Annotated in this window: 12 protein-coding genes; all 12 read right to left on the bottom strand. The window is 32.4% G+C overall.

The features are described from left to right. Positions 1–74: 74 nt before the first annotated feature. The 12 genes from yidC to R2808_RS05450 all read right to left on the bottom strand — a co-directional run bounded on the left by yidC (position 75) and on the right by R2808_RS05450 (position 12,423). The gene (yidC, locus tag R2808_RS05505; protein WP_371269960.1) at positions 75–1,964 is read right to left on the bottom strand and encodes a membrane protein insertase YidC; all 1,890 of its coding nucleotides are present in this window, start codon (positions 1,962–1,964) and stop codon (positions 75–77) included. Positions 1,965–2,031: 67 nt separating this feature from the next. Continuing rightward, a complete protein-coding gene (locus R2808_RS05500; RefSeq protein ID WP_371269959.1) occupies positions 2,032–3,645 on the bottom strand; it encodes a CTP synthase in 1,614 nt (537 codons plus the stop codon). Positions 3,646–3,775: 130 nt separating this feature from the next. Continuing rightward, positions 3,776–3,994, bottom strand: coding sequence for a DUF3820 family protein (locus R2808_RS05495; RefSeq protein WP_371269958.1), 219 nt, complete (start codon positions 3,992–3,994; stop codon positions 3,776–3,778). 122 nt (positions 3,995–4,116) lie between these two features. Then, positions 4,117–4,551 (bottom strand): hypothetical protein, encoded by a 435-nt coding sequence (locus R2808_RS05490; RefSeq protein WP_371269957.1) that lies wholly within the window; start codon positions 4,549–4,551, stop codon positions 4,117–4,119. Positions 4,552–4,713: 162 nt separating this feature from the next. Next, positions 4,714–5,115, bottom strand: a complete 402-nt coding sequence (locus R2808_RS05485) for an OsmC family protein (RefSeq protein ID WP_371269956.1) — start codon at positions 5,113–5,115, stop codon at positions 4,714–4,716. Then, positions 5,115–7,016: a LysM peptidoglycan-binding domain-containing protein gene (locus R2808_RS05480; RefSeq protein WP_371269955.1), complete on the bottom strand. Its 1,902-nt coding sequence runs from the start codon at positions 7,014–7,016 to the stop codon at positions 5,115–5,117. The genes R2808_RS05485 and R2808_RS05480 overlap by 1 nt, the downstream gene beginning before the upstream one ends. Positions 7,017–7,028: 12 nt before the next feature. Continuing rightward, positions 7,029–8,561, bottom strand: a complete 1,533-nt coding sequence (guaA, locus tag R2808_RS05475; protein WP_371269954.1) for a glutamine-hydrolyzing GMP synthase — start codon at positions 8,559–8,561, stop codon at positions 7,029–7,031. Positions 8,562–8,653: 92 nt separating this feature from the next. Beyond that, the gene (locus R2808_RS05470; protein ID WP_371269953.1) at positions 8,654–9,832 is read right to left on the bottom strand and encodes an AIR synthase related protein; all 1,179 of its coding nucleotides are present in this window, start codon (positions 9,830–9,832) and stop codon (positions 8,654–8,656) included. 83 nt (positions 9,833–9,915) lie between these two features. Next, a complete protein-coding gene (locus R2808_RS05465; RefSeq protein WP_371269952.1) occupies positions 9,916–10,365 on the bottom strand; it encodes a hypothetical protein in 450 nt (149 codons plus the stop codon). Positions 10,366–10,399: 34 nt separating this feature from the next. Beyond that, the gene (locus R2808_RS05460) at positions 10,400–10,852 is read right to left on the bottom strand and encodes a hypothetical protein (RefSeq protein WP_371269951.1); all 453 of its coding nucleotides are present in this window, start codon (positions 10,850–10,852) and stop codon (positions 10,400–10,402) included. A gap of 46 nt (positions 10,853–10,898) precedes the next feature. Further along, the gene (locus tag R2808_RS05455) at positions 10,899–11,723 is read right to left on the bottom strand and encodes an OmpA family protein (RefSeq protein WP_371269950.1); all 825 of its coding nucleotides are present in this window, start codon (positions 11,721–11,723) and stop codon (positions 10,899–10,901) included. A gap of 49 nt (positions 11,724–11,772) precedes the next feature. After that, positions 11,773–12,423 (bottom strand): OmpA family protein, encoded by a 651-nt coding sequence (locus tag R2808_RS05450; protein WP_371269949.1) that lies wholly within the window; start codon positions 12,421–12,423, stop codon positions 11,773–11,775. Positions 12,424–12,460 lie beyond the last annotated feature (37 nt).

Below are 12,460 nucleotides of genomic sequence, written 5' to 3'. Positions count from 1 at the left end.
TTGCCTAAAATAGATTAGAATTGTTAATTAGAGTATCTTAAGATTTTAAACCCCGTTTAAAACAAGAGCACAATTTACTTTTTGTTTTTTTGCTGCGCTTCGGCTTGTTCCATCATTTCGCGCATTTTTCGTTGAAATTTACTTTCTTTTTTTTCTTTTGTTTTATTTTCTTGAATTTGAGCATGAAGCTTGTCGTTGTCTATAATTCTGTATTTAATTACATACATAATTCCGATGGTAATTAAATTGGAAACAAAATAATATAACGATAAACCAGAAGCATAATTATTGAAGAAAAACAACATCATTATAGGTGAAATATAAAGCATTGCTTTCATTATTTTACCCATATCGGGCATTCCGTCTTGTGGTGGTTGTGCCATTTGTTGGTCGCCAGTTGTCATTCTCATATAGAAGAAAATAGCGACCGAAGCTAATATTGGAAACAAGCTTACGTGATCGCCATAAAATGGAATTCTAAATGGTAATTGAAATATAGCATCGTATGACGATAAGTCGTCTGCCCAAAGGAAACTTTTTTGGCGTAAATCGAACATTGATGGGAAGAACTGAAACAACGCATAGAAAATAGGAATTTGCATAAGCGCCGGAATACAACCTGCCATTGGGTTTACACCTGCTTTAGAATACAACTTCATAGTTTCTTGTTGTTTTTTCATAGCATTATCTTTGTACTTTTCGTTAATTTCTTGAATTTCTGGGCGAATAACTTTCATTTTCGCTTGCGATAAGTACGACTTATAAGTAATTGGCGACATGGCAATGCGAACCAAAATAGTAAACACAATAATAGCAATACCATATGGCATAAAACTTGAAATAAACCCGAAAATAGGGATAAATAAGTAACGGTTAATCCAACCGAAAATTCCCCAACCTAGTGGCATTACTTCATCTAAATTTCTTTTATAATCGTTTAAAATTTCATACTTAGCTGGTCCATAATACCAGTTCATATCATAATTTACAGCACCATTTTTAAAGGCTAAAGGCAAGTTTGCAGTAAAATTTTTAGTATAAACAGTATCTATATCTTCATTATCTACTAAATTTTCCGATTTTAATTTTGCTTCTTTAAACGGTGTATCGGTTAATAAAATTGATGTAAAATGATGTTGTTTAAAAGCTACCCAAGTAACGCTTTCGGCTGTTGTTTCGGCTTCTTTCTTTTGAGCATTAAGATAGTCGTCTTTTCCATCTTCGTATTCAAATAATAGCTCGGTGTAACGGTTTTCGTACGAAATACTTTTTTCGTTTCTGTAGGTTTTTAATTGCCATTCTAAATTTAACGGTTGCGAAGTGTTTACTACATTTTCTAAACCTTGCGAACGAATAGCAAAATCGAGCATATATTCGTTTGGTTTTAACACATAACGATACTCTAAAAATTGGTTTTGCCCAGCTTTTAAACGCATTGTTACTACTTGATTATCGCCTTCTTTGGTTACTGTAGGTTCAAAAAACAAATCTTTTGTGTGTAAGGTTCTATTATCTGTAGTATTTAGTGTAATGTCGAAATTGGCATTATTATCTTTAATAAGTTGTACCAATTGCCCAGAGTTTTTTTCAAATCGTTCAAAACCTAAAACTGTAGCCTCGGTAATATAGCCGCCTTTATTAGATACTTTAAGCGACAAAACTTCGTTTTTAATTTCGGTAATATCGTTTTTTGCCGATGGTAAAGTTGTTGAATATGCAAAAGCGCCTAGTGCTTGCTGTGCTTTTAATTGACTTAAGGAATCGTTTGTTGAAGCTACAACTACATTTTCATTTGTGGTTACATTGTTTTGTTGTTTTGTTTGTTCAACTTGTTCTTGTTTGGCTTTTTGTTGTGCTTCTAATTCTTCTTTTGTGGGTTGATTCGAATACATCATCCACATTAAAACACCTGAAATTAATACAAATCCGATAATTGATTTAAAATCTACTTTTTTTTCTTCCATTTATGTTTGCGTTAAATGTTTAAGAGTTGAATGTTTAAACGTTAATTTTAAAACTCAACAAAACAATTTATTTATTTTTATGTTTTACAGCTGCATTAACCAAACTTACAAAAAGTGGGTGTGGGTTGGCTACTGTACTTTTATATTCGGGATGGTATTGAACACCTATAAAAAACGGATGGTTTTCAATTTCTACCACTTCTACTAAACCTGTATCAGGATTATTACCCGATGCTTTTAAACCTGCGGTTTCTAATTCGTTTAAATATTTACCATTAAATTCATAACGATGACGATGCCGTTCTAAAATATGGGATTTTCCGTATATTTTTTGCGCCAATGTATTTTCGTGTAAATGACATTTCCACGCGCCTAAACGCATTGTTCCACCTTTGTTTTCGATATTTTTTTGCTCTTCCATTAAATTGATAACAGGATAAGGTGTGGTTTCGTCCATTTCGGTAGAATTGGCATTTTTATAACCGAGAACATTTCGAGCAAATTCGATAACTGCCATTTGCATTCCTAAACAAATTCCTAAAAACGGAATATTCTGTTCGCGAGCATATTTAATAGTTGCTATTTTACCTTCTATACCTCGACTTCCAAATCCAGGGGCAACAAGTATGCCATCTAACGCTTTGAGTTGTTTTTCTGCCGAATTGTCATCTAAGTATTCTGAATGGACTGAAATGACATTTACTTTTGTTTCGTTGGCAGCACCAGCATGAATAAATGCTTCTAATATAGATTTATACGAATCTTGCAATTCTACATACTTTCCTACCAAACCAATATTTACTTCATGCTTTGGATTTTTTAGTTTATGTAAAAACTCATTCCACTGCACCAAATCGGGATTTTGTTTTTCAGATAAACCTAATTTTTGAAGAGCTACTTTATCTAGTCCTTCCTCGAGCATTAAATTAGGTACATCGTAAATGGTAGAAGCATCTATAGATTGTATTACGGCTTCTTTTTTAACATTGCAAAACAAGGCTAGCTTTTGGCGTAACTCGTCTGATAGTTCATGTTCGGTTCTACAAACTAAAATATCGGCTTTTATACCGCTTTCCATTAAGGTTTTAACCGAATGTTGTGTTGGTTTTGTTTTTAATTCGCCTGCGGCAGCTAAATACGGCACTAAAGTAAGATGAATTACAATTCCGTTTTCATCGCCTAATTCCCAAAGTAATTGACGCACCGATTCTATGTAAGGTAACGATTCTATATCGCCTACGGTGCCGCCAATTTCGGTAATTACAATATCGTAATCGCCCGATTGACCGAGCAATTGCATACGTTCTTTAATTTCGTTTGTAATATGAGGTACAACCTGAACCGTTTTACCTAAAAATTCGCCTCTTCTTTCTTTTTCAATTACCGATAAATAAACACGACCTGTGGTTACATTATTTGCTTGCGAAGTTGGTACATTTAAAAAACGTTCGTAATGACCTAAGTCTAAATCGGTTTCGGCGCCATCGTCTGTTACGTAACATTCGCCGTGTTCGTATGGATTTAATGTTCCAGGATCGACATTGATATAAGGGTCAAATTTTTGAATTGTAGTACGATAGCCTCGTGCTTGCAACAATTTTGCTAACGATGCGGCTATAATTCCTTTACCTAAAGACGAGGTTACACCTCCGGTTACAAATATGTACTTGGTTTGGTTCATTTTGTTGTTGTGTTGTGTTGTTGTTGTCTAAAAAACTTGGCAAAGATAGGATTAATTAGTTAATGTGCCAATTTGAAAATGTACCAATTTTAAGATTTAAAATTAAAAACTTTTACACGTAAATAGTGGTTTAAAACTTTCTAATGTTTCTAAGTAAATCTTCTAATCCGTTTAATTTTAGTTCGTAAATTAGTTGTAGTTGTTCGCCTAATTTTCCTTTAGGAAATCCTTTTTGCTTGTACCAAACTAAGTAATGTTCGGGTAAGTCGATAAGAAAACGCCCTTCGTATTTTCCGAAAGGCATTTTGGTATGGGCTAGTTTTATAAGTTCTTGTTGTGAGGTGTTCATTTTAAAACATCATCGCAATTAAATTAATCATTTAACTATAAGAAACGTATTGATTTATTATTAACTTAATTATCATATCTGATTATTATAGCGTTTTTATGACACGATTTTTACTTAAATTTTTATTCCGACAATTCTTTTACTATTTGTAATGCTTTTGGAAACGAATTATTCATTGTTTCTTCCCACGGCTCTAGAGTATCAACCTTTACTATTAAGGTTACTGAGTTTTCGTTTTCTTGTAGCGTATAAGATTCGATATAAACATGTGAATCTTCATTTGTGTTCAAAGAACTTATTGTGCCATTTTCTAACATTGAAAGATGCTCAAAAGCAATATGTTCTTGAGGTTGTAATTTTACAATTTTGCTTATCATTCCATCGCCGTTTGAAGCAAGAAATCGTATTTCATTCCCTTCGGAAAAAGATGTTGTTTCGTAATAGCAACCAGGTGTAAAAGGCGCTGTCCAAATGGTATAGTTTTCTTTTTCCCAAAGCGATTGCCAAACCTTATCTTTATTTGCTTTTATTTCTATTGTATATATTAATGTTTTCATAGTTCTATTAAATACATATATGTTTATAAATTAGTAGTAAAATATGTGTTTTTTATCCCTTTTTCTTTATTAGTTTATTCGTTTTTAAATAAGAAAATTCTATGACAAACGAAACATCAAAAATAATTTACATATCAGATTTTAAATTCGGTTTTTTTATCACTACCAAACAAACTGAACCTTTTTTTTGATATCGGGATGAAGACTAAACCAAACAGGGCACGTTAATGCGGCTCGTTCTAATATGGTTTTAGTTTTGTCGTCAACTGTTTTGTTCATTGTAAAAACAATATGAATTTCGGTAATGCTACGTGGTTCTGTTCCCATAATTTTGGTTACTGCTGCAGTTGCATTTGTAATATCAACTTCCATATCGCGCGCTTTAATTCCCATAATGGTAAACATACAACTTGCTAGTGCTGTGGCAACGGTATCGGTTGGCGAAAAGGCTTCTCCTTTTCCATTATTATCAAGCGGAGCATCGGTTATAATTTCGGAATTCGATTTTAAGTGTACAGCACTTGTGCGTAGATTTCCTAAATAAGTTACTTTAGATGTTGCCATTATTCTGCTGTTTTTATGGTATAATCGGTATCGAAATATTGAATATAAATTTGATTATTTATAGTAACTCCATCTTGAATAACATAGTGAAAGCCGTTTACTGCACCTTCGGTTGCAAACTCTTGTGTAGTAGTTGCAAAACCTTCGGGTTGGCAAACCCTTAAAAGTGTATCAAAAGTAACATCGAAACCTTTTAAAACATAGTTATTAGGTGATGCTTCGTTTTCATCTCGTAGTTTTCTAATTACTACTTTTTCTGCCATTGTTGTGGGTTCGCGTGTAATAGAAGGATATAACAATTGTAATTTGGTTAAGTTTTGCATTTTAATTTCTTCAAAATTGTAAGTTTCGTTTACTTCTAATGTAGCCAATTGAATATCGTATGTAGCTTTTAAGCCCATTAAACTAGAAACGGTACTCATAATTTGTGAAGCTCTTTCGGATTCAAGTATTACAAAATTCTTTTTACCTTTTACTAATTGCGCTTTAATAGCTTCTGTATTGTAATATCCTTTTTCATTGGGTTGTACAAACTTCACTTCTGGAAATTTTTGAAGCTTTGCTCTTGATGATTCTTTTTTAGCACTTATTATGGCAACTATATTACCATTTTTACTGTTCATGTAGTTTATAAATCCAGAAATTAAATTATCTTCTGTAGGAACAGCGTTATACAAGTTGCTTATAGGTTTGCTTAATTCTTTAGACAATGGCGAAATTACTGGTATATTTTGCTCTTTTAAAAGTAAAGCGGTAGTTTCTACATGAGAATTCATAAACGGACCAATAACTGCAGATGTATTAGAAAAATTATGATTTCTAATTATTTCGGCAATATTAGAGCTGTTTTTGCCACTTTCTACATTAATTATTTTTACAGCAACGGGTAATCCTATTTTTCGAGCCGAGTCGATGGCAATTTTTGCTCCAGAATAAAAATCTAACGCTACATTCAACAGCTTACTTTTTTTTAAGTAATCGCGTTTAGAATTAGTAGAATCGGTTGCAATTTTGGATAAATTAAAAGGTAATAATAGTACAACTTCTTTTTTGGTATTTAAATCTAACGATTGCACCAAATTTGCTTTTGGTTTAAATTTAAAATCAGATGTGTAGGCTTTTGGCAATATTAATACCATTCCGTCTTTTAGACCATCTTTTAATGCTGGATTTAAACGGATTAATTCTTCTTCGGAAATAGAAAATTGTTTAGAAATACCATATATGGTTTCCTGCGGTTTAACTATATACGTATTTTCTGTTCCGTTTACTTCGGAAGTTGTTGTGGTTAAAATTTGTTTAATTTTTATAGTATCGCCCACTTTTAAACCTTCTTTTAATTGCGGGTTTGCATCTAGAAGATCTTTTTCGGAAATATTATATTGTCGTGTTAATCCGTACAAAGTTTCCTGTGGTTGTACAATATGTGTATAAGTTGAAGTAGTGGTTTTTACCTCGGTAACTGCTTCTACATCTTTTAACACCGAATTTGAAGTTTCTTTTTTGGAAACAACAATTTCTTGTCCTTCTTGTAAGCCTTTCTCTTTTACAGTTGGGTTCCATTCTTCTAAATCGGCTACGGAAACATTGTATTGTTTGGCTAAACTAAAAAGAGTTTCTTTTGCTAAAACTTTGTGCGTTATTGGTTGAGATGAATTTTCGGAAACCGAATTAATTGTTTTTTTTGTAGGAATTAATAAAACTGTGTTTTCTTTTAATCCTTCTTTTGCATCTGGATTTAAACGATAAATATCGAAAGGTGTTACCTGAAACTGTTTCGCTAGCGAAAAAACCGTTTCGCCTTTACTAACCGTGTGTTTTAAATACGGTTCTTGCTGAAATGTTTTAGCAAAACACGACTGAAATAAAACTACTAAAAAAACAATTCTAAAAATTTTCATACAATTAAAATATTATTCCCATTCAATAGTAGCGGGTGGTTTTGAGCTAATGTCGTACACTACTCTATTTACACCTTTTACTTTATTTATTATTTCGTTTGACACTTTCATCAAAAACTCATAAGGCAAATGTACCCAATCTGCCGTCATACCATCTGTGGATTCAACAGCACGCAAAGCTACAACTTTTTCGTAAGTACGTTCATCGCCCATTACACCCACACTATTAACAGGCAGTAAAATTGCTCCTGCTTGCCATACCCGGTTGTACAATCCATTTGCTTTTAATCCGTTTATAAATATAGCGTCAACTTCTTGCAATATACGGACTTTTTCTGGCGTAATATCACCTAAAATTCGAATGGCTAAACCTGGCCCTGGAAAGGGATGACGACCCAATAATTCTTCATCTATTCCTAATGTTTTACCTACGCGTCTTACTTCATCTTTAAACAACATACGCAATGGTTCAACCACTTTTAATTTCATAAAATCGGGCAAACCACCTACATTATGATGTGACTTAATTGTTGCCGAAGGTCCACCAGTGGCTGAAACGGATTCAATAACATCAGGATAAATTGTACCTTGCGCCAACCATTTCACATCTTCTATCAAGTGGGCTTCATCATCAAAAACTTCAATAAAAACCCTACCAATTGCCTTACGTTTTGCTTCAGGCTCATCAATTCCTGCAAGAGCGTTCAAAAAGCGTGCCGAAGCATCAACGCCTTTTACATTTAAGCCCATATCTTTGTATTGATGCAAAACATTTTCGAATTCATTTTTGCGTAATAAGCCATTATTTACGAAAATACAATATAAATTTTTTCCAATCGCTTTATTCAATAATACTGCCGCAACGGTTGAATCTACTCCGCCCGAAAGTCCTAAAACCACTTTATCATTGCCTAGTTTTCCTTGTAATTCGGAAACAATATCTTCAACAAAAGCATTTGGCGTAAAGTTTTGTGGCACTTCTGCTATTTTCACCAAAAAGTTTTCTAACATTTGCTTACCATCTGTTGAATGATATACTTCTGGATGAAATTGAATAGCATAAGTTGTTTCGCCATCAATTCGATAGGCTGCATTTTCAACATCTTTGGTGCTTGCCAATCGAATTCCATTTGTTGGTAATGTTTTTATTGTATCGGAATGGCTCATCCAAACCTGACTTCCAGCTGAAATTTTTTCGAAGAAAATATCATCATTTTTAATAAATGACAAATTGGCTCTTCCGTATTCACGTATATTTGATGGAGCAACTTCGCCACCAGAAAAATGGGCTAAATATTGCGCACCATAACATACAGCAAGTAAAGGCAATTTACCTCTAATTTGTGATAAATCGGGATGAGGAGCATCTTGAGCTCTTACTGAAAAAGGACTACCCGATAAGATTACTGCCTTGAAAGTTGATAAATCTGATGGTGGATTGTTGTAGGGATAAATTTCGCAGAAAATATTTAGTTCTCTTACTCTACGGGCAATTAATTGCGTGTATTGCGAACCAAAATCTAAAATTAATACGTTGTGTTGCATTGTTGTTGTTTGTTGTTGTTTTTATTTGTTTCAAGTTTCAAGTTTATAAATTTTTTATTCAAAATAAAATACTTGAATCTAGAAACACTGTTTTAATATTCAAATTTTCCGTATTCTGAAGAAATAGTTAGTTTTTTTGTAGAAGCAGCTTCTACTCTACCTACAATTTGAGCTTCAATATTAAATGATTTCGAAATAGAAATAATATCTTGAGTAATAGCCTCATTAACATACAATTCCATTCGATGTCCACAATTAAAAACCTGATACATTTCTTTCCAATCGGTTTTAGATTGTTGTTGAATTAACTTAAATAACGGTGGAACAGAAAACATATTATTTTTGATAATATGAAGATTATCAACAAAATGTAACACTTTAGTTTGTGCACCACCACTACAATGCACCATACCATGTATATCTTTAGAATTATATTTTTCTAAAACTTTTTTGATAACCGGTGCATAAGTACGAGTAGGCGAAAGCACTAATTTACCAGCATCAATAGGCGAATTTTCTACGGCATCGGTTAAATTAATTTTACCAGAGTAAACCAAATCATTTGGTACAGCTGCATCAAAACTTTCTGGATATTTTTGAGCTAAATAATTTGCAAACACATCATGACGTGCCGATGTTAATCCGTTACTGCCCATGCCACCGTTGTACTCTTTTTCATAAGTTGCTTGACCAAATGAAGCCAAACCAACAATAACATCGCCTGCTTGAATATTAGCATTATCTATCACACGGCTACGTTTCAATCGGGCAGTCACGGTAGAATCAACAATTATTGTACGCACTAAATCGCCCACATCGGCAGTTTCGCCACCTGTAGAATGAATGGTAATTCCAAATTGTTTCAATTCTTCAATAAGCTCTTCAGTACCATTAATTATAGCAGAAATAACTTCGGCAGGAATGAGATTTTTATTTCGTCCAATAGTTGACGACAACAAGATATTATCGGTAGCGCCTACACAAAGTAAGTCGTCAATATTCATAATAAGTGCATCTTGCGCAATGCCTTTCCAAACCGATAAATCACCAGTTTCTTTCCAATATAAATAGGCTAATGAAGATTTTGTACCGGCACCATCTGCGTGCATAATGATGCAATAGGCGTTGTCATTGGTTAAATAATCGGGAATAATTTTACAAAATGCTTTAGGAAAAAGTCCTTTGTCGATATTTTTTATGGCTTGATGCACATCTTCTTTAGAAGCGGAAACACCCCGTAGATTATACCTTTTACTAGTATCTGAACTCATTTTTTTGTGTTGTGTTGTTGTGTGGCGCAAAGATACTTTTAAAATTTAGAATTTAGAAGTCAGAATTCGGAAAAAATATGATTTTAAATTTTTACTTTAAAACTATAACTTTCATTTTCATATTGGTAGTTAGGAAAATCTACATTTTCTACATAATAATTAGTATAACATCTTTTTTCTACTGTTTTTACATCGAAATAAACAACAATTTCTTTTATTTCACCAGATTGTGAGTTTTTTAATAAAATTGTATAAGCTTGTCCATCAGTACTTGTATCATCTACTATAATTTCAAGATGATTTTGTTCTGTAAAAAAATGAAAACTAACTTCTTGGTTACTGTTGTTTTTTAAAATTTCTATTTCTTCTGAAAGAAATCTACCGCTTTCAAAAACATCTTCTTGAGTATTTACGTCTAAAAACTGAACGTAAAACCTAGCATAAGGAGGAATGCCTACATCGGGGCAATCTTCTATATTTTCACAACCAGCAAACTGAAATAACAATAAACAGAATAAAACAATCTTTTTCATGTTAAGGAAATGTTTATACAAATAAAAGGTGTGTTTAATCTACTTTTATTTGGTAAATATCGTTAAGCAATTCGTTTTCGTAATCAAGAACCGCAACGTTTGTTGTTTTATAAAGTGTATAACATTCTTCTTCTTTTTTTTCGGTTGCGTATAAAATTTTAATTTCTTTAGTAGTAGCCAGTTCACTATTGTTTAAAGTAACAAAAATGGTGTCATTTAATATTACTTCATTTTCTAAAACAACGTGCATTACATTTAAAGAATCTAGTATAGAGAAGGAAATATCTTTTTCGAGATAATTTTTTACAGTAGTTTCGCCTGCAAAGTAAATAGAATCGGTAAAAACATTATGGTTAGAACTTGAATCGATAAAGTTTACAAAAATTGAAGGCGACTCGGGTGCATCAACATTTTCAGAGCAATCGTTATTACAACTTACGGCAAATAAAGTAATTATTGCTAATAAATAAATGGTATATTTTTTCATTATTTTTTATTTAATTTTCAATAAAGGTAGCACAAAAATAATAAAATTACTTGCTCAAAATTTCTATTTCTACCCTACGATTTGCTGCCGCTTGTTCTTCATTTGCTTCTGGTATTGGATAAATGGGCTGGGTTGTGCCAAAACCTGTAACACTTACTCTACCTTGCGGAATGCCTTTCCATTGTAAAAAACGACGAATTTGTTTGGCTCTTTCTAACGACAAATTGCGTCTATCTTTATCGACACAACAAATATGACCTTGTATTTGTATTTTTAAATTTGGATTATTTTGCATAACAAACAACAAATCGTAAAGTGAAGCTTGCGAATCTTGTGTGGTTTGAAATGTGTTTTGATAAAAATTGATATTTTTAAGTGTAATTTTAGTACCTACTTGGGCTAATTTTATTTTCTCGTGAAACGGTAAGCTATCGGGAATAATTATAGGTTCTTTTTTTTCAATTTCAATTCCTAAAATTTCATTTTCTTTTGCTAAATCTTTTTCTTGTAAATAAAAAATAGAAGCTCTTCTGTTTTTTGCTTGCTCTTGATCTCGTTTAAAATTTTCGCCAAAACTGATGGTTTTAAAATCATTGCGAATGGCTACTTTTCCATTTATTTGATTATAAATGTAGTGTACACGATTTTTAGATAGCGTATCATTTGAAGCTGAAGTGCCTACTTCATCGGTAAAACCATGAATGGCTAATATTTTTGATGTTGAATTGGCAACAATCCATTCGTTCAATCTCAATTTTTCTTTGGCTAATAATTCATATTTTCCCGATTCAAAATAAAAGGAAATCGTATCTTGAGCATTTGCAAAAAGACACGATAAAAATACGATTAAACTGTAACTAAATTTTTTCATAATATATTACGAAGTAACAACTTTTTTGCCAAAAAGGAAATTTTATTCTTTATTTTTCTAGAATTAAAATTTCAACACGTCGGTTTGCATCGCGTTCTGTATCGTTTTTTTCAGGAATAGCATAAATTGGTTTTGAGCTACCAAAACTTTTATATTGCAAACGATTTTTGTTAATTCCGTTTTCTACCAAATAATTATAAACCGCTAAAGCTCGAACTTTTGCAATATCAAGTTTATCGACTTCTTTCATACAACAAATATGTCCTTGAATTTCGATTTTTACCGTAGGATGTTGCTTCATGGTTTGTAACAATTGCTCTAAAACAGGTTTTGACTCTGGTTTGAAATCTCCTGAATTATTATAAAAATATAGTTTTTCTAATCGTAATATTTCTCCAATTTCAGCGTCTAGAACGTTTTCATTCAATGTTTTTTTTGGTGCTACAACAGCTGTATAATCATCAATAGGATATGTATAATACACATCTACTCTACGGTTTTCGCTTTGTTTTTTGTTTTGCAAAAAACGTTTGCCATAGGAATTTAATTCAGCATTTTTATCAAATTGAATTTTATTGAGTAATATATTCTTAATGGTTTGTATTCGTCTATCCGAAAGCGTATTATTATAAGGATTATTTCCTACCCAATCGCAAAAACTTTCCATTTTTAAAACAACCGCATTAGGATATTCCGTCATCCACAATGTTATTTTTTGTTGCTCGGTTGTATTTAAT

It is taken from the genome of Flavobacterium sp. (assembly GCF_041392005.1).
GTDB lineage: Bacteria > Bacteroidota > Bacteroidia > Flavobacteriales > Flavobacteriaceae > Flavobacterium.
Note: the sequence above shows the minus strand (reverse complement) of the source record. Positions and strands in the feature narration are given on the sequence as shown.

Excerpts from the sequence above, each read along its gene's own strand:
- guaA (WP_371269954.1), bottom strand. The coding sequence starts at position 8,561 with ATGCAACACAACGTATTAATTTTAGATTTTGGTTCGCAATACACGCAA.
- R2808_RS05480 (WP_371269955.1), bottom strand. The coding sequence starts at position 7,016 with ATGAAAATTTTTAGAATTGTTTTTTTAGTAGTTTTATTTCAGTCGTGT.
- R2808_RS05495 (WP_371269958.1), bottom strand. The coding sequence starts at position 3,994 with ATGAACACCTCACAACAAGAACTTATAAAACTAGCCCATACCAAAATG.
- R2808_RS05460 (WP_371269951.1), bottom strand. The coding sequence starts at position 10,852 with ATGAAAAAATATACCATTTATTTATTAGCAATAATTACTTTATTTGCC.
- R2808_RS05500 (WP_371269959.1), bottom strand. The coding sequence starts at position 3,645 with ATGAACCAAACCAAGTACATATTTGTAACCGGAGGTGTAACCTCGTCT.
- R2808_RS05465 (WP_371269952.1), bottom strand. The coding sequence starts at position 10,365 with ATGAAAAAGATTGTTTTATTCTGTTTATTGTTATTTCAGTTTGCTGGT.
- R2808_RS05485 (WP_371269956.1), bottom strand. The coding sequence starts at position 5,115 with ATGGCAACATCTAAAGTAACTTATTTAGGAAATCTACGCACAAGTGCT.
- R2808_RS05455 (WP_371269950.1), bottom strand. The coding sequence starts at position 11,723 with ATGAAAAAATTTAGTTACAGTTTAATCGTATTTTTATCGTGTCTTTTT.
- R2808_RS05470 (WP_371269953.1), bottom strand. The coding sequence starts at position 9,832 with ATGAGTTCAGATACTAGTAAAAGGTATAATCTACGGGGTGTTTCCGCT.
- R2808_RS05450 (WP_371269949.1), bottom strand. The coding sequence starts at position 12,423 with ATGACGGAATATCCTAATGCGGTTGTTTTAAAAATGGAAAGTTTTTGC.
- yidC (WP_371269960.1), bottom strand. The coding sequence starts at position 1,964 with ATGGAAGAAAAAAAAGTAGATTTTAAATCAATTATCGGATTTGTATTA.
- R2808_RS05490 (WP_371269957.1), bottom strand. The coding sequence starts at position 4,551 with ATGAAAACATTAATATATACAATAGAAATAAAAGCAAATAAAGATAAG.